Below are 21,788 nucleotides of genomic sequence, written 5' to 3'. Positions count from 1 at the left end.
TTACAACGAGATAAGTATTGGTCACAAACGCAATATTCGCCACTTTGAGCTTTAAATATTTATCTTATATAAATTAATAGCTTATATAAGTACTTAGGAATGGCGCGCAGTGTAGTGAAAGTAGAAAGTTAAACAACTATACGATTGTCTAATACATACCGTTAGCGCTTATAAGCATTAATAAAAAAACTAAATGCATAGCAGAAAAACTTAACTAGTCTATATATATCAGCCACTTAGGAAAGTTAATCATTGTAATAGAAGTGATAGATACTCATATTAGAGTATGAAAGAAGATACCTGAACTTTTGAACCCGCCCAACTGGCATTGGCGCGGGCCCAAGAGTAAACAATAGTCTATAAGCGAATACCTATGACTCACCTTTCTTGTAAGGAATCGTTTTTTCCTGCGCTTCGATTTCGTTGGTTCGCTGCATTGGAGAGCCTGTTTTCCTTGCAAGCCAGCTATACGCTGTAGGAACAACATAAAGGGTCATAAATGCTGAAACAAGCACACCTGAGAAGATAACCATACCAATTACCATCCGGCTTTCAGCGCCAGGTCCTGATGCAAGTACCAAAGGTAAAGAGCTAAACACGGTGGTAAACCCTGTCATTACGATAGGGCGCAAACGCTGTGCGGCAGCACGCTTAAGTGCGAGTTCAAACTCCATACCCGCATCGCGAAGTTGATTAGCGAACTCTACTATTAATATGCCATTTTTTGCGGCAAGCCCGATAAGCATAACCAAACCAATTTGGCTGTAGATATTAATCGTCATGTCACTAAAAAACAGCCCGATGTATGCCCCAACGAGAGCTAAGGGCACGGTAAGCATTATAACTAAAGGGTGCACCCAGCTTTCAAACTGCGCGGCCAATATTAAGTAAGTGACCGCAAGCGCTAGCATAAAGACATAAACAAAAGAGTTGCCTGCTTCTTGATAAAGCTGTGACTCACCTTTGTAATCGATAGATACGTTATCGGGCAGTTCAGTAGCCACAATATTTTCTAAGTAGGAAAGTGCCTCACCTAGTGTATAACCATCTGCTAAGTTAGCCGATATAGTAACGGCCCGCATTCTGTTATAGCGGTTTAGTCTTGCCGAGGTAGCCTGCTCTTCAAAGGTGAGTAAGTTGTCCATAGGGATAAGCTCACCGGTACGAGATGACCTCACGTATAAATTTTCAATACTGTTAGGGCTTCTAAAGTCTTCTTCTATGCCTTCCATGATAACGTCGTACTCTTCACCTCTATCGAGGAAAGTAGACACCCTACGCTGACCAAGCATGACCTCTAACGTGCCGCCAATATCGCTAATTGATACGCCAAGGTCAGCCGCTCTGTCGCGATTAATATTGACCAATAACTGGGGTGATGTCTCTTTGTAGTCAGAGTCTAGTCGAATTAATCCTGGATTTTGCGCTGCTTTTTGTAACACTATGTCGCGCCACTCTACAAGGTTCTCATAGGTATCACCTTGTAAGACGAACTGAACAGGACGCCCTAGCCCACCTCCTGATATCCCGCTTCGCATGATCGCAAACGCGCGAACATCAGGTACGCTGTTAAGCTTGCCGCTGATTTCATCCATTAGTGAAAATGTACTGAAATCACGCTCATCCCAATCTGCAGAACCGACGATTGCTATCCCCGCGTTTCCGCCGAAACCAGGTGTCCTCACCAAAAGACGATTAATTTTACCGCTCTCGCGATAGGGCATTAATATGCTTTCTATTTGCTCTAAATTTCTTGCGTTACTTTCAAAGCTCGCCCCTTCTTGAGCGTTCATTAAGATGAAAAAGTTACCTCTATCTTCTTTAGGAACGAACTCACTAGGTACTTTCTCTGAAAGTTGGACTAACGCAATAACCGCAATAATAAGCATGATCAGCATAAGGAAAGGTTGGTGTAAGGTTTTACTCAACGTATTAAAGTAACTGCTTTCAAGCTTTGAAAATCGCTTATCCATCCAGCTTCCGAAGCCTGACGAACGTGGGCGTTTTTTAAGTATTTTTGACGCCATCATGGGCGACAAAGTAAGCGCGGTAAAGCTAGAAAATGCCACTGCCGCAGCAATGGCCAACGCAAACTCGGTGAAAAGTCTGCCTATATTACCTTCAAGGAAAACCAAAGGAACGAACACAGAAATAAGTACCAGTGTAGTGGCAATTACGGCGAATCCGACCTCTTTGGCACCGCGATAGGCAGCCAAAATAGGCGGTTCTCCCATCTCAATGCGCCGATATATGTTCTCAAGTACAACAATAGCATCGTCTACCACTAGGCCAATCGCTAATACCATAGCAAGCAGAGTTAGCAGGTTTATTGAAAAGCCCAGCGCATACATCACAATAAAAGCAGCAATAATAGAAACAGGTACGGTAACCGCAGGAATTAGCGTGGCGCGAATATTACCTAGGAAAAGGTATATTACGATCACTACCATGAGCATAGCGATCCCCAAGGTCTCATACACCTCATCAATTGATGCCTCAATGAAAACTGATGAGTCGTAACTTGGCACAATAAAAATGTTATCTGGAAGGGTCGCTTCTATTTTTTCAATCTGCGCTTTCGCTGCGCGGGCTACTTCGAGAGTATTGGCTTTAGACTGCTTGATAATGCCTAGGCCTATCATATTGACGCCATCACCCCGAAACTCTGTCTCGTCATCTTCGGCGGTTAGCTCAACGTGGGCTATTTCGCCTAGACGCACCAGATAGCCGTTATCCCCTACTGCAACGGTTAGCGCTGCAAAATCATCCGGCGTTAGAAACGTTCGCGCTACCCGTACTTCAAAGTCACGATCATTACTTTCTACTTCACCAGCAGGCAACTCTACGTTTTCGGCGCGGATCACTTGCTCTACATCGCTAACTGTTATGCCTCTAGCCGCCATAGCATTGCGGTCTAAAAACACTTTCATGGCGTAACGTCTTCCACCACCAATTTGAATTCTAGCCACACCGTCCACAATGGATAGCCTGTCAACCAGCACACGTTCTGCGTAGTCGGTCAACTCCATAGTATTGAGGTTGGTGCTTCGTAAGTTGTACCACACCACGGCACTTTCATCTGAGTTCGCTTTAGATACTTCAGGGGGATCGGCTTGATCGGGCAAGTTATTTAACGCGCGACTGACGCGCTCGCGCACATCGTTAGCTGCCGCATCAATGTCTCGAGAAAGTTTAAACTCGATTGTGATGTCTGAACGACCATTGCGAGATGTAGAGGTAACATTCTTTATGCCTTCAATACCCGAAATTCTGTCTTCAAGAAGCTGGGTAATTCGGGTCTCGACTATGTTTGCCGAAGCCCCTGTGTAGTTTGTATTAACCGAGACAATGGGTGGGTCGATGTCGGGGTATTCCCGTAAACTCAACATGGAGAACGCGACAATACCAAAGATAATCAACAGTAAATTGAGTACGGTTGCAAAAACCGGGCGCTTTACAGAAACGTCTGACAATAGCATAACTGTCTGCTCCCTAGCGGTTTAATACATTAACCGGAGATTGGTCACGTACGCGAAGTGTACCTTCGGTTATTACTTCATCTCCTTCACTTAAACCGCCGACAATCTGCACTTGCCCGGGTCGACGCTCACCAATTTCTACCTCAGTTTGATGTGCAACATTATCTTTAACCACATAAACAAACTGTTTGTCTTGTACTGGCACCAGTGCCTTTTCTGGCAAAACTAAGGCGCTAAGTACACGTTTTTCAACCACAACGGTTAGCAGCATACCCGGGCGTAGACGACTATCTTGGTTATTAATAGTTGCGCGCACGCGAATGGAGCGACTAATGGGGTCCAAGCGCGTATCAATATTGGTAATTTTTCCTGTAAACTCTTCTCCAGGATAAGCAACTGACGACGCACTTACCAATTGCCCTTTAGCCACGCTAGCCAGGTGGTTTTCAGCGATACTAAAATCAACTTTGATTTGGCTAATATCATCTAACGTGGTGATAGAGTCGCCTGGCTGAATTAGTGAACCGATACTGATCTCTCGGTTGCCTAGCAACCCATTAAATGGAGCGCGTATTTGAAGGTCGTTAAGCTGAGCTAACGCGACATCTAACTGGGCTTGTAATGCTTTCACTCGAGCTTGCTGCTCATCAAGAAGCTGCTCAGAAGTAGCATTTGACTGACGTAAGTCGGCTATGCGGGTAAACTGACGTTTAGCCTCGTCAATATTAGCTTTTAGCTCTTCTACCCTAGCGCGCTCTTCAGTGTTATTAAGCTGCACCAAAAGCTCGCCTTCTACGACTTTATCGCCATCATCGAAATTTATCGTTTTTACCGTATCGGTAACTTGAGCGGTGATATTTACAGACTCGTTAGCAGTAGCTGTGCCGAGCGACTCGATAGTGATAGGAAATGCCTGTGACGAAACAACTGCTGTTTTTACTGGTGTGGCTCTAGCGCCAGCGCTTGCTTTACTTTCTTCCTGTGGCATATTTAAATATGCAACAACACCTGCAAGCAACAGCACGCCAAGTACTAAGGGCGATAACGAGAATCGAGAAGACATAACCTTTCCTATTGGTAAAATAGCATTGCGCTGAGCGTGAAATTTTTTAAAAACTCATCGAATGCTTCAGTACACAAATTTCGCTTTATTTAAGCGCAAACTTTCCCAAACATGTTTTTGTGTACCGCATTATTATTGTTAGTTGTGTTATTTTTATTTTTGCGTAGAGTCTGCTTGATAATATTGATTGCTTTTACAACAATCGCAAACACCCGCAAGAGTATTTTACCCAAATCAATGGTCATCTTATTTCGCTTATCAGCTATATTCGCTGTTTTAACGCTTTTCGCATGTTCACCGTCAACGCCTAGTTCCCCAATGTGCCGTGTTTCAGATGCACTGTCATCTGAAAATGTTCACACTGAAATAAACGCTCACGTTTCCCCCGTTGGCGCGGCCTGTTTAATAAAAACTGAAGGGAAAGTGTTGCTGGTCAAGCACCGCCTGTCTGGCAAATTAGACTTCCCCGGCGGAGGGCTAGTTGAAGGTGAATCACTTGCCTGCACAGCCCATAGAGAAACGTGGGAAGAAACAGGTTTTAACGTTGAAGTGAAAGAGTACCTATCGACGACAGCTAATGGTTTAGTCATCTTTGGCTGTCATACAGATGCAGGAATTGAAAAGCTTCCTAACACTTTCGATGCACCACCGTGGGCAAAATTAGAAGTTATCAAACTCGTTAAGGCAGACCCATTTATGCTCGACCATGATGCGTTGCGTTATGCTGATGATCTTATTCCCTTGCGCGATGGCTACACCCAATTCGTTATAAAGCAGCACTGACAAAGCATTGTTCATTGTGTCGGGGATTGGTAAATTGTCCCAACTGAATAAACAGGAGAAGTGGCTTGTTTTCACTGCCAACATTAAGCCTAAAAGGCAAAGTATCTGAACTAGAATGGCAAACCCGTGTTGATTTAGCGGCGTGCTATCGGTTAGTTGCCGATATGCGATGGGGCGATCTTATCTATACCCACATTTCCGCCAAGGTACCGGGCACAGATCATTATCTTGTTAATGCCTTTGGGCTTACCTTCGATGAAGTTACGGCTTCTAACTTGGTAAAAGTCGACTTAGACGGCAATATACTTGACGACACACCCTATGGGATTAACCCTGCCGGATTCACTATACACAGTGCAATTCACGAAGTGCGCCACGACGCCCAGTGCGTTATCCACCTACACACATTAGCTACCATCTCCGTGGCTTCGGTGAAAGGCGGGTTGAAGCCGTGGAGTCAGTATTCAATGTTTTCGCTTCCTTCGCTTTCTTATCACAGCTACGAAGGCTTAGCCGTAGACGATAGCGAAAAGAAGCGTTTGCAAAACGACCTTGGCGATACTAATCACATGCTTTTGCCTAACCATGGCGGTCTAACCCTTGGCCCAACTGTTGGCGACGCCTTTATGCGCTTTTACGATTTACAGCGTGCGTGCGAAATTCAGCTTGCATTAATGCAATCTAACGAAGCAGTTATCGAAATACCGCAAAGCATTATTGATGGTATATACGCGCAGGCAAATGTTGTTCACAGCGGCGAGACTGGCGGTCAAAAAGCATGGCCTGCTATGTTGCGCAAAGCCTATAAGTTAGATCCAAGTTTTTGCGAATAATTAAGCCTATTTAGCTAAACGCCAACTCATTTTTAAACAGGAATTGTTTTAACACATGAAAGTCACCAAAGTAGAAATTTTTGATATCGAATGCCCTAAACGCCCGCAGTGGAACCCTGTTTTTGTGCGTGTTTATACCGATGAAGGCATTACTGGCGTAGGTGAAGCAGGGCTTGCTTATGACTGGGGTCACAGCGCCGCAGCGCATATGATTAAGGAAATTGCCGAAGCCATGCTAATTGGCTTTAACCCTTTCCATACTGAGCTTCTTTGGTCGAGAATGCTGCGCGAAGGCTTTTGGGGACTAGGCGGCGGCCCGGTAATTTATGCCGCAATGAGCGCCATTGATACCGCGCTTTGGGATATTAAAGGCAAAGCACTTGGCTTACCTGTTTACGAACTACTTGGTGGTAAAACAAATGGCAAGCTCCGCAGCTATGCCAGCCAGCTACAGTTTGACTGGGATAAAGAAGTCACCAAACTTAATGACCCAGCAGATTATGCTCGCGCTACTGAAAAAGCCCTGAAAGACGGTTACGACGCCGTGAAAGTTGATCCCATCGTTTACGATAAAGATGGCAACACTCACTTTGACAGAACTAAGCTGTTTACTAAGCCCGAGCTTAAACTTTTCAAAGCTCGCCTTCAGGCAATTAGAGACACCATGGGCGAAGATGGCGACATTATCTTTGAATGTCACAGCTTGTTAGGTGCATCAACGGCCATTCAGCTCGGCGATATCGTAGAAGAAATTGGCTGCTTGTATTATGAAGAGCCGGTTAATTACCTTAACTCTAAACTTCACGACAAAGTGGCGAAGAACGTCAACGTGCCGATTGCGGGCGGTGAACGCTTGTATCACCGCTGGGACGTACGCCCGTACCTTGAAGACCAGTCTCTTGATGTACTTCAACCTGACGTTGGCCTTTGCGGTGGATTCACAGAAGCGAAAAAGGTATGCGACTATGCCGACATTTACGACGTTCGCATTCAGGCTCACGTTTGCGGCGGCCCAGTTGCTACGGCGGCAAGTCTGCATCTAGAAACGGCTATTCCAAACTTTTTAATTCACGAGCATCACACCTATGCCATCAAAGACTGGAACCGTGAGCTTTGTATTCAGGACCCTCAGCCAGTTAACGGCTTTATAGAAGCGCCCGACACACCGGGAATTGGTATCGACCTAAACGATGAGGTGGTTTACCGCTCGCCACACATGACAGTAACGGAACTTAAATAGCAACGTGACATACAGGCACGCTTGTAAGCCTTCACGGTCCCTACGCAAAGCACCTGTGTAAGGTATCTGCGTAAGGTGTTTGTGCTAGGTATTTATAAAAGATACCTGTGCAGTTTAAGAACGCCGGAATAAGCCACGAGGCTTGTTTCAGGTTAGCGCTTAAGCGATGTCATACCATTGCTTAGCGTTTATAGATAACAGCGCCGCTTTTTGAGTTTCAGAAAGCGGCGTTATCATATTCGAGAACCCTCGCCAAAGCGCTGCATAAGGCATTCGCCACTGGCACAACGGGAAGTTGCTCGCAAACATGACCTGATTTGTGCCAACTGTGTTCAATAAGGTTTCAAAAATATAGTTGGCTCGCTGCCAGTGCCACCTCCGCTCTTGCATTTCTAACCCTGAAAACTTAAACGCAACCTGCCCGGTTTCATTCAAGTCGCGGATATTCTGCCGCCATGTTCTAAACGCAAAGCTATTTATATCAAGTGGCGCAATAGCGGCGTGGTTGATTGCTACTTTCAAAGCTGGGTTTTGTTCTAACACATTAAGTAATGCAACTACGGCGTTAGTATCCGCAATATTTAACTGAGCATCAAAAGACAAGCCTTTAGAAGCCATGTGACTAATCGCCCATTTTACTTTAGGGGCGCGCAAAAGCGTTGCAGCGTCGTCATCTAAAATATGGCGAAGTCCACGTACAGAGGGGTAAAGTTCTAGCTTGTCAATATGACTGCCTACACTATAGCCAGCTAAATCTATGCAACCAACCGAGCGAAATGGCAGCGTACAATGACGCTCTAGAAAGGCAATTTCTCTCCACGGTCTACTGTTATCGTAGCCAGCTTCAATATGCACAAACCCATAAAGCTGTCCTAGAGAAGCCCGATGAAGCATCGCCTCTGTGGTATTTTTGGCAATATTTTTCTTATCAGCCCAAAAAGGCGCATTAGTGGGTTTTAGCCAATCGTACTGCCCTTCATCTAAAGCAAAAAGATGAATATGAGGGTCTACCCACCTTTGTGAATGCTGAATCATTTTTTATTCTTTAACCCAAAGTTTGTACGGTTAACTGTGGCGTTTTTTACATCACCTACTTGCTGTGTTCCTATTTCGCTCTCACTAGTGAGCTGCGCCTTCTGTGCCTCTTTTTGCGCCGCTTGTGTTGAACTCTATTTATCGCGCCCTTTCTATTGTGCCGTATAGCCTCCATCCACAGCGTACAAACTTCCCGTGATGAAAGACGCCTTATCGCTACATAAAAAATAGGTCAGTTCCGCAACATCCTCTGGCTGACCTAACCGCCCAATGGGCTGAGCTGCAGCTTCTTCGGCTACCACTTCACTTTTAATTTCGCCTGAGCGAGCTACATAATTGTCAATCGCGTTATGGAATAAAGGTGTTTCAATGGTGCCTGGACATACCGCGTTCACGCGAATGTTGTATGGGGCATAATCAAGTGCCGTGGTTTTTGCAATAGACGCCAGCGCACCTTTACTTACCCCGTAGGCAAAGGAGTTTCGCTTTCCTACAAACGACTGATCAGATCCCATCACCACAATGGCTCCACTACCCTGCTTTTTCATCGTCGGCAAGCAAGATTTAATTGCGCCATAGGCGCCTTTAACGTTCAGGCTAAGTACCCTATCAAGTAAGGCTTCGTCGGTACCCTCAATAGTTGCAGACACGTGGATACCAGCATTACACACTAACGCGTCTATGCGTTGATAAGCCGTCATAACTTCATCGATTGCAGCCTTAATGTTACTTACCACGCTTACATCACAAGGCTTCCAAATAGCGTTAGGCACCGCTTGCTCAAAGTCTCTTATATCTAAGTTAACCACTTGATAGCCATTTTCGCTAAACAACTTGCATACCGCAAAACCGATACCCAAGCTTCCCCCCGTGACTATACAAACCGGGGCCTGCGCTTCATTACTACTATGCTCAAGGTTTTTCTTCGCGCTATCTGAATTCATGACTTTATGTACCGTGTTGCTGGTGCGTATGTATTATTTCAATGTAGGCTAAGCATGCCAGTGAGAATGTGAATTGCAAGCAAGCTAAGCATTTGTGTTCACCATTCTATATTAACAGTGACACACGAGACATCATCACCAGCATTTTAATGAGCTGCTCTCATTACCACATCATCCAAATTTATTATTAACTTTCCTTTAACGGACTATTCGGACTACGCTTTTTGTGACTATAATAGGCGAAATTAAAACACTTGTTTGAAAAAGGAGTCATCCATGCCTCTGTACCACGCCCCTACAACTGATTTTCAGTTCTTATTAAAAGACTGGCTTGGACTTGATGCTCACTACGAAAAGCTCGGTATCAGCGACTTTGATAGCGAACTAGCCAATGAAATTATTGCGCAAGGCGCAAAGTTTGCCTTGGATGTGGTTGCCCCTCTTAACCGTGAGGGCGATGAGGAAGGCTGTAAGCTTGAAGACGGTAAAATTACCACACCTAAAGGCTTTGCAGATGCTTATCAGGAATATGTTGCTAACGGCTGGAACGCAATGCTAGGCACTGCCGAGTACGACGGGCAAGACTTGCCGTACACTATGGCGGTGCCTGTTCACGAAATGTTAAACGCGGCGAACTTAAGCTGGCGCTTAACCACTATGCTTACCGAAAGCGCCACGCTTGCGGTTACTAAGCACGCCAGTAAAGAATTGAAAGATATCTACCTTGCTAAGCTAATCAGCGGTGAGTGGACAGGTACCATGAACCTGACCGAGCCTCACGCGGGAACCGATTTGAGCTTGCTTAGCACTAAAGCTGAGCCACAAGGCGACGGTAGCTACAAAGTAACCGGTAACAAGATATTTATTACTGCTGGTGATCAAGACTGGAGCTCGAACGTTATTCACCTTGTGCTAGCTCGCCTTCCTGACGCACCAAAAGGTGTTAAAGGTATAAGCCTGTTTTTAGTGCCTAAATTCCTTCCAGATGCTAGCAATGAGCCAGGTGAGGCGAACAGCCTTTCAGTAGGAAGCATTGAACACAAAATGGGGATCAAAGCGAGCCCAACCTGTGTCATGAACTTCGACGGCGCAACAGGCTACCTTGTCGGTGAAGAAAACCAAGGTTTAGCATGCATGTTCACTATGATGAACGACGCCCGGTTCCAAGTAGGCCTGCAAGGCTTAGGTGCGGCAGAAGCCTCGTACCAGGGCGCGCTAACCTACGCACGCGAACGTGTGCAGTCTCGCGCACCACAGGGTATCCAAAACCCAGAGGGCAAAGCAGACCCAATCGTATTTCAACCTGACGTAGCGCGTATGCTACTTACACAAAAATCATTGATTGAAGGTTGCCGTGCACTTTCACTTTTCTACGCTAAATTTATGGACGTAGAAAAGCTTGGTGAGGGCCAAGAAAAAGAAGATGCCGACAAAATACTTCAGTTTTTAACGCCTATCTGTAAAGCCTTTATGACCGATATGGGCCTTGAAACGACTAGCCTAGGTGTACAGGTATTCGGTGGTCACGGTTTTATTCGTGAGTGGGGCATGGAACAACTTATGCGCGATGTGCGCATTGCAATGCTGTACGAAGGAACGAACGGTATACAGGCCCTAGACCTTATCGGCCGTAAGCTTACCCGCGATGGCGGACAAATGATGGAAGCTACTTATAAAGCGTTTAGTGCATTAGTTAGCGACATTCAAGACAGTGAAGCGAAAGGTCTCGCTCAAGGTATTCTTGATGATTGGCGTGCATCTTCAGCCGATTGTTTAGGTATGGATGCAACTACCGCTGCAGCAGCTGCCTGCGATTACTTGGCATACAGCGCCTATTCATTGATTGGTGTACTTTGGTACAGCATGGCTGATAAAGCTCAGGCATCGGGCAATATGGTACTTGCCGCTTCGAAGATGAAGACACGTGACTTCTATATGGAACGTATCTTAGTACGCCGTGACGCACATAAAGCCGCTTACAAAGCAGGCCCTGAAAGCACACTCGCTATTTCGGGCAATGAGTTTGATTACCTGTAAGCAACATACGCTTTCTTAGCCCAACAAACTTGGACTAAAAACACAAAAAAGGTCACTACACGTGACCTTTTTTATTACCTTTTTAAAAAAGTGTATTAATCGTTTGCCGCGACTTGCGTGGAGAACGTATCAGCAAACCAGTCGTTGAGCATGGCTTTCTCGTACGATAACGACTCGGTGCGGTTGTGACGAATATTCGACTCCATAAAGTCCATGTCTTTAAGCTTCACATCCTCACCACTTAAAATGACCTGACCATCAGAATTAGATAGCGAGTAACTAAACGTCATTCTTGGAATATCTATGCGTTTAATTATTCGCACATCGCTGCCAGCCCCGCTGCCAAAACCTACAAACTGGCTCGGCCAAACTTGACCAGCCAAATCAACGTTTGTCACCGTCATCGACAGTACCTGTGATTCGGGCAGGTCGCTAGCTAATTCTGTAATGTGTTCTTCTAAGTCTTTTAAAGTTCGCTCACGAAAGCGTTTACGAGATTCATTGGCTGGCCTGACATCGCTGTAAGATTCTGGCTCTTCCCATGTTATCTCTACCTCAGCGGCTTGGGTTGGCGCAAAAACAACTAGAGCCCCTACGGCTGCGGCGCAACTTAAACAAGAAAAAGTACGTAATTTATTCACTTTCATGCTCCTAAATTCAGTCGTTTAACCTTAAGTTAGCAAGCGTTGAGAAAGTTATTAATCAAAAAAACCTTAGAAAAGTTTTAGATTTAACTTTTTCTTACTCAAAAAGCTAATGTCACTTTGAAACTTGCATAACCGGCGACTGCTTAATGATTAGGCACAGTTTTGCGCGTTTAGTTCCCGTAAAATTAGGGTTTATATCATCGTTTTCACAATAGGTGTGGTGAAAGCGTTTTACGCTTGCAGCATCGGCGGTAATTAGTTTAACGTAGCTTTGCTGGTAAGGTTTCAAAGGGCTTAGTTCAATATTTATTTTATCTTGCAAACTACGTAACTCTTTTCGCTCTGGAAGGGTGGCAATGGACACCAGCCAGTCAGAGACAGAGTTTTGAATATCTTCAAATAAATACTGGACAAAAGGAGAGCGCAGCACTATTACCAAAACAATAATTTCCGCAGCGATAATAAAGAACCGTAACATAACTTCTCAGCTAACTTTGATAGGGGTTTACAACAAATAGCGCCTACTTTGTGCGCTTTTCACCAACAATATACTTAATAAATGCTTTGCTAATTTGTATTACAACAAGGTTCACTGTACATGATTTGGACACTTATTGGCCACATAATTGCGCTGCATGGTAGTGTGTTATCTAACTTACTGTAAACACGATAGTTTATACTAAGGTATAACTTGTATACTTTTTCGACCGACACTTTTTAGGGCTAACCATTTATTCAATTTTACGCTCATTAGCCATGTCGCTGTATGTAGAAATTTACAAAATGACATAATGCAAAAGAAAAATAACAAGCCACCAGCATTATTTTCTGAACTTTCAGTATTGACTGAAAGTTTAAAAAGGTAGACCATACGCCGCATTATTGATCTATATTAAATATGACGTGTTGAACGCGGTTATACTGCACAAGCAGTTTGTTACGTCACATAAGGTTAAGCTATGAATGAACAAATACCGGTCAAAAACGTAACACCGGTAAAAGTACATAAACCCAAAGGAGCCACAGAGGGTAAACGTCACGACTCCCGTAGCCGTATTTATGTGCGCGCCGTGCAGGGCCCCTTGGAAACGTTTAGACGTTTCTTCGGTCTTTTCTTTTTAGCCCTTTTTGCCATCATTCCATGGATTCAGTACAACGGCCATCAGGCCGTACTGCTTGATATTGGCGAACAGCGTTTTACTATTTTTTCTCTTACTTTGTGGCCTCAAGACCTTACCTTACTGGCCTATATATTCATTGTTTCTGCTTTTGCATTATTTTTCGTCACCACCTTCGCAGGTAGAGTGTGGTGTGGCTTTATGTGCCCGCAGACGACATGGGTATACATATACACATGGTTTGAAGAGAAGTTCGAAGGCCCGCGTAACAAGCGTATAGCGCTAGATGCGCGTAAAATGGATGCAGATAAATTTTTGCGTAAAACGGCGAAGCATACCGCTTGGGTATTGGTAGCCCTATTAACTGCGCTAACCTTTGTCGGCTACTTCACGCCAATTGATGCTCTGTTTGTTGATTTCGTCACATTCGATACCAGTTTCTGGGCAGGGTTTTCTGTTATTTTCTTTGCAGTTTGTACCTACGGGAATGCAGGCTACATGCGTGAAATCATGTGTACCCACATTTGCCCTTATGCACGATTCCAATCTGCCATGTTCGACAAAGATACATTTACCGTATCTTACGATGCAAAACGCGGCGAACAGCGCGGCCCACGCCCTCGAAAGCTCAGTCACGAACAGGTGCAGGAAAAAGGCTTAGGTGACTGCATTGACTGTAATTTATGTGTTCAAGTCTGCCCTACCGGTATTGATATTCGCAACGGCCTTCAATACGAATGCATCAACTGCGGTGCCTGTGTTGATGCCTGTAATGGCGTAATGGATAAAATGGGCTACCCCAAAGGCTTGATAAGCTTTACCTCAGAGGAAGAACTTGCGGGCGGCAAGACTCACGTTTTTCGTCCTAAGCTAATTGGTTACTTTGTCGTTCTTCTGGTGATGACGGGTTTGTTATTCGCCAATATTTGGACACGCAGCCCAACTGAAGTCGACATCATCCGCGACAGAAACTCACTGTACCGCGAGACCAATGAAGGGCTTATTGAAAACGTATATACCATAAAAGTGCTCAACAAAACCCAGCAAGAGCAAACGTATACTATTGCTGTAAAAGGTCTTCCTGACTACGAATACATAGGCGAGCAAGAAGTAACAGTTAAAGGTGGTGCGGTTTACAGTACGCCGATTTCTGTTGCAACGGACGCTTATAATCTGGAAGATACGGTTACCGATATTTTTATCAGTGTAACCACCACTATTGATGGGGAAACGGTTACGGTTGATGAACCAACGAAGTTCCTTTATCGATGACAGATTTTTCTTTTTCTGGGCTTAGCCCAGACACCATATTAGATGCCCTGGAAAGTCAGGGCATTTTTCTTCAAAGCGGCCTGCTAGCGCTCAACAGCTATGAAAACCGCGTTTATCAATTTTTGGCTGAAGACGGTCAGCGCTATGTGGCAAAATTCTATCGCCCAGGTCGATGGACAGATGCGCAAATTCTTGAAGAGCATGAGTTCGCCGCAGAACTCATGGATAACGAAATCCCATTGGCTGCACCTTTAGCTTTAAACGGTAAAACACTCCATCATCATACGGTGGCAGAGACTGACTATCGATTTACGCTATTCCCTTCGGTAGGCGGTAGACAATTTGAAAACGACAACCTTGATCAGCTCGAATGGATGGGGCGTTTTATTGGTCGTATCCATCGCGTTGCGTCAGCTAAAGAGTTTGCAGATCGCCCCTCAATTGACATTGAAAGTTACCTTGATGAGCCCAAACAGGTTCTGTTACAAAGCACACTGCTACCCGAGCATTTGAAGACGGCCTTTTTTGCCATACTCAATCCAGTTATTGAGGCCACCCAACAAGCGTATAAGCCAACATCGAATATTCGTTTACACGGTGACTGCCACCCAGGCAATATACTATGGCGCGACGGTCCAACCTTCGTTGACTTAGATGACTGCCGTATGGGACCCGCTATTCAAGACTTATGGATGATGTTAAGTGGCGACCGCCAACAGCAGCTTTTGCAGCTAGATACCCTAGTAGAGGCCTACGAAGAATTTCACGAATTCGATACGGCTCAGTTAGCGCTTATCGAACCGCTTAGAGCAATGCGCATGGTGCATTACATGGCGTGGCTTTCTCGTCGGTGGGAAGACCCTGCGTTTCCTCGTGCGTTCCCATGGTTTGCTGAAGACAAATATTGGGAAGGCCAAATACTTGCCCTTAAAGAACAGCTATCTGCACTCCAAGAGCCCCCGTTGAAACTAGGTTACTGATTCAACTTTTACATCACTTATCAAAGCGCTTTTTCGATATTTTTATACAAATCGAAAAAGCGTAACTTATAAGAAACCGTATTCGCTATCACTTTTTAAGTTCTATATAATCGCGCTGTGTAGGTGCTTTTGTCGCGCTCCATAACTACTACTGTGACAATAGTTAAACGGGAAATCAGTGAAAAGCTGATGCTGCCCCCGCAACGGTAAACTCAACGCATTGTCGTTTTCTTTTCATTCGCCACTGTCTTTTATACGTCAACGCGCTTCAGCGCAATCAGACGCCACTAGATGGGAAGGCAAAAGAGCCATTACCTTATCGGTATTGGCGAGTAAGCCCGGATACCGGCCTGTACTTCATGGTGTCGTTTTTTGCTCCTATTCAAAAGAATAAGTAACAACGTGCACTTTCACTCATCATGTGCTCGGGTGGAGCGCATCAAAGATAATATAAAAACCATGCGTACACATTTTACTAAAGCAGCCCTTAGCGCTGCAGTTATTTCGTGCTTAAGCACATCTGCCTTCGCGCAAACTTCAAACCAAGATATTGAAACGCTAACCGTCACCGGCACCCGTTTACCTATTTCGCTAACTAAACTGCCTGGCTCAGTATCGGTGCTGACTGAAAGCGACATTAAAGCTTCGGGCGCACTTCAACTTACCGAACTAATTCGCGGCCTACCGGGCGTTAGCTTGTCTCAGTCAGGCAGTCCTGGTGGCTTAACAGAGCTGCGCGTGCGCGGCGGTGAAACCAACCATCTACTTGTTTTAATTGATGGTGTTGTTGCCAACGATGTAGGCCAAGGGAGTCTTGTTGACCTTGCTCATCTTACTAGCGCCAACGTAGTGCGCATTGAGCTACTTCGCGGCCCGCAAAGTGCGAGGTGGGGTAGCGGTGCAATTGGTGGTGTACTGAGCATTACCACTAAATCTGGCCAGTTTGCCGACAATGTTTCTCACGTAGATTTTTCAGCTGGCATTGGCTCTCAAGGTACCCTTCAGGGCAGCATGAATGCGCGCTCACAGAGCGATGACGTGGGAGTGTCTGCCTACGCGAGCTATATTCGAACTGACGGCGATAACGTATCTCGCGTTGGTAACGAAGACGATGGCTATGACAATATGACTGCTGGCATAAACCTCAATTATGCCGCCACCACCGAGCACACCTTCATCGCGAATTTACGTACTGTTCAATATGAAAATGACTATGACGGTACTGACTTTGTAATAACCGGCCTTCCCGCTGATACAGATAACGTAACAGATGGCACACAAGTTAGTGCGAAATTAAGATGGGAATTTGCCCCTGAAAACACAGGCTACCGTTCGGCATTAAGTGCACACTATCGTAAAGATGAAAACGATAATACTGAATCGGGTACTGATACAGGCGGCACCACGGGTGAACGTATTGAGTTAAACTGGACCGGTTTTTACACCATCGACAATTGGGATTTTGCAGGCGGCGTTGAATATCTACAGCGCCTTTTTGACCAGCGCGGCCCTATTGTATTTGGCGATCCTAACCAAAAACAACACGACAACACCTACAGCGTATTTGCAGAAACAAACAGTCAGTTTACCGAGTCGCTAACGGCAACATTAAGCGCAAGGTTCGACAATAATAGTGAGTTCGACAATGCCGTAAGTTATCGCGGCGGTTTGACATGGCAACTTAACGACCACTACGCTGTTTTCACAAGCTATGGTAGAGCTGTTAAAACACCAACCTTTACTGAACGCTTTGGTTATTTCCCTGCAAGCTTCATCGGAAACCCTAACCTAGAGCCTGAAACCAGTGAAGAGTGGGAAGTAGGTGTTAAAGCCAACTGGCAATCGCTTTCTGGTCAAATCAGTACCTATACCACCGATCTTGAAGACGAAATTAACGGCTTTGTTTATGTTTCTGACTTAGGTGCGTTCAGTGCGGATAATATCGATGGTGAAAGTTCTCGGGAAGGGATTGATGTAGAGCTAAACTGGGACAGTGGCTATGGGGACCTTACCGCCGCCTACAGCTACCTAGACGCTGAGCAAACTGACAGTGGTATCACAAGCACAGAGTTACGTCGTGCTCGCCATCAAGGCTCGATAACTTATACCACTGACTTTGGTACAGAAAAGTTCAGCTTTTACACCAAGCTGGCCTACACCGGAAGCCGTTACGACACTTTCTTCCCACCATTCCCTGAGTCGTCTCAAAGGTTAGCGCTTTCAGCTTATACCCTTGCTACCGTTAACGTAGGTTATCAAATCGACAGTCAGTGGCAGGTATCGTTGAAAGTCGACAATGCATTCGATACCGACTATGAAGATATTGTAGGTTATGCGGGGCAGGAGCGAAGAGCACTGCTTTCTGTTAACTATACTATGTAGTTAATTTAGGCCAAGCCTAGCAATTCAATCGGCTACACAGTGGTGTAGCCGTTTTTCGTTCAATAGTTTGGCGTCTATTTTATTATTGTAGCTTTTACTTCTACTTATCATCGCCCTTCTTTGCCGCAGGCTTAAACTTCGGCACATTTTTTTATCTCCCCCTACTCTAGCCGTATCAGTAAATGCTATTCATATTCTATTCATGGTAAGAGGTTTATTCTGCGACAATCGCTTATCCCATCGCAGGTAATGTTAACCCCATCGCGTACTAAGACTTTGTTGCGAAACAGGTCCTAGTTAAGCAAACAAGCCTGTGATAATCTCAACATCGATAATCGTTTTTTTAATACAGGATCATAATCCATGAAAAAGTTTGCAGTAATGTTTGTCATGGCAATGCTTTTGCCATTAACAGCTTGCGCTCAAGAGCCAGCGTCTAAATGGAAAGAAGGCACGCACTTTAAAGTGCTTGATAAAGAAGCCACAGATAAACCCGTAATTACTGAGTACTTCTCGTTTTGGTGCCCTCACTGCTTCCAGTTCGAGCCAATCGTTGCACAAATTAAAGAAAAGAAAAGCGACGGTACTAAGTTCAATAAAGTACACGTAAACTTTATGCGCTTCACCGGCCCAGAAGTTCAGGACGATGCGACTAAAGCTATGCTAATTGCCCGCGCAATGAAGCAAGAAGATGCAATGAACGGTGCTATCTTTAACTACATTCATAAACAGCGCGCGTCTATCACAGGGCTGAAAGACCTTCGCAACATCTTCGTGGTTAATGGCATAGACGGTGCAGAATTCGATAAAATGGCTAAGAGCTTCGGCGTTAATAGCATGGTGCGCAAAAACCAACAGCAAATTGATGAGTACCGTGAGCACCTAACAGGTGTACCTAGCTTTATTATTAACGGTAAATATCAGCCAACGTTTACCGCTGATATGTCATACGATGACATCGCTGACCTTATCGTGTGGTTGTCAGAGCAGAAGTAATTTGGTTTAACAACCAATAACACCTTTAATTATGAAATGGGCGCTCTTGCGCCCATTTTTACGCCTAGGAGTCTTTTGACATGCATGCTGTTAGTGATTTTGCCGAATTCATTTGTGAACTGGATCAACTTAAAGCGGTTAAGCGTCAGATTACACTTCCAAGTGATAACTATCGCCAAGAAAACTCCGCAGAGCACAGCTGGCATGTTGCGTTAATGGCAAATATGTTGAGTGAATATGCAGCCAAGCCAATTGATATCACGCGAGTTATTCGCATGATCCTTATTCACGATATCGTGGAAATTGACGCTGGTGATATGTTCGCGTTTAACCAGCAAGCCGACCATGACGCACAAGCTGAGAAGGAACTCGCGGCCGCAAAGCGCATTTTTGGTTTATTGCCAAGCCCACTTGATAGCGAACTGCTCAATTTATGGCTTGAGTTTGAAGCCGCAGAAACCGCCGATGCAGAATTTGCTAAAGCCATGGACCGAGTACTTCCTGTATTTCAAAATATGAAAGACAATGGAGGAAGCTGGAAGCGTCACGGTATTGCAAGAGAGAAAATTGAGGCGCGAAATGCACACTTGAAATCGTGTGCGCCAGCACTGTGGGACTATGTTATGCAGCAGCTAGATATAGCCGTTGAAAAAGGCTGGCTAAGTCAATAACGACTTAGCCAATCTAGTTTCGTGAAGCTATAACGCTAGGTTAGATCTGAGCGTTAATTCGCATAGCAATTAAAAACGCGTACCAACCCACATCCAAAAGCGATTAGCGTCTACTTTTATATCGCCCGCGTCGTAAGTACCGTACTTGATGCCGAAATTGTACTTACCCGCAAATTTCTTGGTGTATTGAACATTGAATTCACTACCTAAATCATCAACGCCATTGCTGCTGTCGTCAGCGCTAAAATCATGATAAGCCAAAAGCCACTTACCACCGGCTAGGCCGCCAGAAAGTGAAAACTTAAGGTCTTGTAAGCCTTGTGCTGGTGTCCCCAAAAACTGATCGGTCCAACCGTTGAACTTGTGTAGAGTAGCAAGAGGTGTAGCAAACCCGTACAGTCCATCATCTGAACCGAGTACTTCATAATCGACTTTAGCGGTTACACCAGAGAAGGTTGCGGCTAGATAGGCGTTTAGGTAAGACGTGTCGAAATCAGTGGCTGTCTCTCCTGCGCCAGCTTCGCTCGATTGCGTAGCAAACTCAGCGCCATAAGCCCAATTTATGCTGTCACCTTTCATTTTACCATCGTAGCTTACGCCATACGTATCCAGTGCATTGTCTGTATCATTATCTACTTCTAATAAATACGCGTAGGCCACAAACTTACCTATTTTCGACTTATAAGTAGCGTGAAGGATATGATCTTTTGAATCTAAATCAGCAGCTTCGGCAAAAATACGGTTACGCTTATATAAGTAGCTATAGAAAAGCTCTAGATTGTCAGTTGCCGCATATTTTGCGCTTACGGCATCAAAGGTCTGACGGTCTTGTCTCCAACCAACGTGACCAACAAATCTGTGGTCATCTAGCGTAATAACCTGGCGACCAACCTTGGCGGTAAAGTCATCTGTTTTGTATTGAATAAAGGCTTGGTCAACTTCCGTTGTTTCAGGGTCGGCAATTACCGAGTATTCACCCACATTGAAGCCAGTAGGCCCTACGGTGAACTCATCTTGCCCCATTACAATGCGGCTATCTTCAACTTCGGCGGTAAACGAGAAACCATTAACACTCCCCGAGCTAAAGCCTAAACGGGTACGTAAGGTCAGTGCGCTTGCATCTTCTAGCGCGTTGTCTTGATCTACGGCCTCATAACGCAAGTTTAGATCTGCCCATGCTTTTGAGTCGCTTAGCGCGGTATGAATATCAGCTGCCATTGCGCTGCCACCTAAAACTGCCATAACAGAGGCAGCTAACATATTAATGCTTAGTTTTTTAAACGTGTTCATGCGTGTTCCCTATCGGTTTTGATTTTAATTTTTTATTAGCCAACACTTACCCAGCCAGCATGAAAATGCCGGTTAAAAAGTGAAAGTTATACGTTGTAGGCGGTAAAGCTACCGCTCTTATCAGATGCCGATAGTGCTAGGCAGCATCTGATTTTTTAGTGTCTTTTTTTTCAGATGTCACCCCGCTGGGTTTTGATGATGCGTTGTTAGTACGTGAAGTAACGGTTTCAACCTTCTTCTGTTTGTCGTAAAGGAAGGTTAATACCTCATGTCTGTAGTGGTTATATTGTTTGTTGTCGGCAAGCGCTAATCGGTCGCGCGGGCGAGGCAACTCAATATCTAGAATTTCACCAATGGTGGCGGCAGGCCCATTGTTCATCATTACGATGCGATCAGATAGCAATACTGCTTCATCCACGTCATGGGTAATCATGATGACGGTGTTACCCAAATCAGCATGAATTTCCATTAAAGAGTCTTGAAGGTGTGCACGGGTTAATGCGTCAAGCGCGCCAAACGGTTCGTCCATCAATAACACTTTAGGTTCCATTGCCAATGCACGGGCAATACCTACTCGTTGTTTCATACCCCCGGAGATCTCACTTGGCAATTTGTCGAGTGCGTGAGTCATGTGTACAAGCTCTAAGTTGTGCATGATCCATTCTCGCATCTCGCCTTTACTCTTACCTCGCATGGTGGATTTAACGGCCAACTCAACGTTCTTATATACCGTAAGCCAAGGCAATAGCGAATGGTTTTGAAATACTACGGCGCGCTCTGGTCCAGGCTGCTTCACTTCAGCGCCATCTAATATTACGCCTCCTGAAGTCGCTTGGTGTAAACCCGCGATAATATTTAGCACTGTCGACTTTCCGCAGCCTGAGTGGCCAATCAATGAAACAAATTCACCTTTGCTAATTTTAAGATTTACATCTTGAAGCGCAGTAAAGGGGCCCTTTGGAGTTGGGAAGTCGATACCTACCTGCTCTAATTCTAAATGTTTAGTATGCATAAATTT

General features: G+C 45.0%; 17 protein-coding genes and 1 riboswitch. Of the genes, 9 read left to right on the top strand and 8 right to left on the bottom strand.

All coding sequences use genetic code 11. The annotated features are described in order from the left end of the window. Nucleotides 1–371 precede the first annotated feature (371 nt). A complete protein-coding gene (locus ACXAGK_RS01480) occupies nucleotides 372–3,479 on the bottom strand; it encodes an efflux RND transporter permease subunit (protein ID WP_474853631.1) in 3,108 nt (1,035 codons plus the stop codon). 13 nt (nucleotides 3,480–3,492) lie between these two features. Beyond that, nucleotides 3,493–4,542 (bottom strand): efflux RND transporter periplasmic adaptor subunit, encoded by a 1,050-nt coding sequence (locus tag ACXAGK_RS01475; RefSeq protein WP_474853629.1) that lies wholly within the window; start codon nucleotides 4,540–4,542, stop codon nucleotides 3,493–3,495. A gap of 318 nt (nucleotides 4,543–4,860) precedes the next feature. Between ACXAGK_RS01475 and ACXAGK_RS01470 the strand changes: the two genes are divergently transcribed. The 3 genes from ACXAGK_RS01470 to ACXAGK_RS01460 all read left to right on the top strand — a co-directional run bounded on the left by ACXAGK_RS01470 (nucleotide 4,861) and on the right by ACXAGK_RS01460 (nucleotide 7,398). Next, nucleotides 4,861–5,325 carry an NUDIX hydrolase gene (locus ACXAGK_RS01470; RefSeq protein ID WP_474853628.1) on the top strand — a complete coding sequence of 155 codons (465 nt, stop codon included), beginning with the start codon at nucleotides 4,861–4,863 and terminating at the stop codon, nucleotides 5,323–5,325. Between the two features lie 65 nt (nucleotides 5,326–5,390). Beyond that, entirely contained in the window at nucleotides 5,391–6,158 is a 768-nt protein-coding gene (locus tag ACXAGK_RS01465) for a class II aldolase/adducin family protein (protein ID WP_474853626.1), read from the top strand. A gap of 55 nt (nucleotides 6,159–6,213) precedes the next feature. Beyond that, on the top strand, nucleotides 6,214–7,398 hold the full coding sequence (locus ACXAGK_RS01460; protein ID WP_179982367.1) for a mandelate racemase/muconate lactonizing enzyme family protein: 1,185 nt from the start codon (nucleotides 6,214–6,216) through the stop codon (nucleotides 7,396–7,398). A 159-nt stretch (nucleotides 7,399–7,557) separates the two neighbouring features. On the opposite strand, the gene ACXAGK_RS01455 is transcribed toward ACXAGK_RS01460, so the two are convergent. After that, nucleotides 7,558–8,433 (bottom strand): amidohydrolase family protein, encoded by an 876-nt coding sequence (locus ACXAGK_RS01455; protein ID WP_474853624.1) that lies wholly within the window; start codon nucleotides 8,431–8,433, stop codon nucleotides 7,558–7,560. A gap of 152 nt (nucleotides 8,434–8,585) precedes the next feature. Next, nucleotides 8,586–9,377, bottom strand: coding sequence for an SDR family NAD(P)-dependent oxidoreductase (locus ACXAGK_RS01450; protein ID WP_474853623.1), 792 nt, complete (start codon nucleotides 9,375–9,377; stop codon nucleotides 8,586–8,588). A gap of 276 nt (nucleotides 9,378–9,653) precedes the next feature. On the opposite strand from ACXAGK_RS01450, the gene ACXAGK_RS01445 reads away from it, so the two are divergent. Continuing rightward, nucleotides 9,654–11,414, top strand: a complete 1,761-nt coding sequence (locus tag ACXAGK_RS01445; protein WP_474853621.1) for an acyl-CoA dehydrogenase family protein — start codon at nucleotides 9,654–9,656, stop codon at nucleotides 11,412–11,414. 95 nt (nucleotides 11,415–11,509) lie between these two features. Here ACXAGK_RS01445 and ACXAGK_RS01440 read toward each other — a convergent pair whose 3' ends face one another. Together ACXAGK_RS01440 and ACXAGK_RS01435 are read right to left on the bottom strand one after the other, a co-directional pair. Continuing rightward, complete coding sequence (locus tag ACXAGK_RS01440; RefSeq protein ID WP_179982362.1) at nucleotides 11,510–12,055, bottom strand: DUF3016 domain-containing protein; 546 nt, start codon at nucleotides 12,053–12,055, stop codon at nucleotides 11,510–11,512. Between the two features lie 118 nt (nucleotides 12,056–12,173). Continuing rightward, nucleotides 12,174–12,539, bottom strand: coding sequence for a hypothetical protein (locus ACXAGK_RS01435; protein ID WP_474808734.1), 366 nt, complete (start codon nucleotides 12,537–12,539; stop codon nucleotides 12,174–12,176). 481 nt (nucleotides 12,540–13,020) lie between these two features. On the opposite strand from ACXAGK_RS01435, the gene ccoG reads away from it, so the two are divergent. From ccoG to ACXAGK_RS01410, 5 genes are all read left to right on the top strand, one after another. Beyond that, nucleotides 13,021–14,451 carry a cytochrome c oxidase accessory protein CcoG gene (gene ccoG, locus ACXAGK_RS01430; RefSeq protein ID WP_474853618.1) on the top strand — a complete coding sequence of 477 codons (1,431 nt, stop codon included), beginning with the start codon at nucleotides 13,021–13,023 and terminating at the stop codon, nucleotides 14,449–14,451. Further along, nucleotides 14,448–15,431: a serine/threonine protein kinase gene (locus ACXAGK_RS01425; protein ID WP_474853617.1), complete on the top strand. Its 984-nt coding sequence runs from the start codon at nucleotides 14,448–14,450 to the stop codon at nucleotides 15,429–15,431. Before ccoG ends, ACXAGK_RS01425 begins: the two co-directional genes overlap by 4 nt. Before the next feature lie 104 nt (nucleotides 15,432–15,535). Then, nucleotides 15,536–15,799, top strand: a riboswitch (cobalamin riboswitch). Between the two features lie 91 nt (nucleotides 15,800–15,890). Then, the gene (locus ACXAGK_RS01420) at nucleotides 15,891–17,813 is read left to right on the top strand and encodes a TonB-dependent receptor plug domain-containing protein (RefSeq protein ID WP_474853615.1); all 1,923 of its coding nucleotides are present in this window, start codon (nucleotides 15,891–15,893) and stop codon (nucleotides 17,811–17,813) included. Nucleotides 17,814–18,176: 363 nt separating this feature from the next. Further along, the gene (locus ACXAGK_RS01415) at nucleotides 18,177–18,809 is read left to right on the top strand and encodes a thiol:disulfide interchange protein DsbA/DsbL (RefSeq protein ID WP_474808742.1); all 633 of its coding nucleotides are present in this window, start codon (nucleotides 18,177–18,179) and stop codon (nucleotides 18,807–18,809) included. A gap of 80 nt (nucleotides 18,810–18,889) precedes the next feature. Then, a complete protein-coding gene (locus tag ACXAGK_RS01410; protein ID WP_461852800.1) occupies nucleotides 18,890–19,480 on the top strand; it encodes an HD domain-containing protein in 591 nt (196 codons plus the stop codon). 69 nt (nucleotides 19,481–19,549) lie between these two features. On the opposite strand, the gene ACXAGK_RS01405 is transcribed toward ACXAGK_RS01410, so the two are convergent. Together ACXAGK_RS01405 and ACXAGK_RS01400 are read right to left on the bottom strand one after the other, a co-directional pair. Then, entirely contained in the window at nucleotides 19,550–20,770 is a 1,221-nt protein-coding gene (locus ACXAGK_RS01405) for an alginate export family protein (protein WP_474853612.1), read from the bottom strand. A gap of 136 nt (nucleotides 20,771–20,906) precedes the next feature. Further along, nucleotides 20,907–21,782, bottom strand: coding sequence for an ABC transporter ATP-binding protein (locus ACXAGK_RS01400; protein ID WP_474808744.1), 876 nt, complete (start codon nucleotides 21,780–21,782; stop codon nucleotides 20,907–20,909). Nucleotides 21,783–21,788: the final 6 nt, after the last annotated feature.

Source organism: Alteromonas sp. ABM1_013, from assembly GCF_056160505.1.
This window is presented reverse-complemented; position numbering and strand designations above follow the sequence as displayed.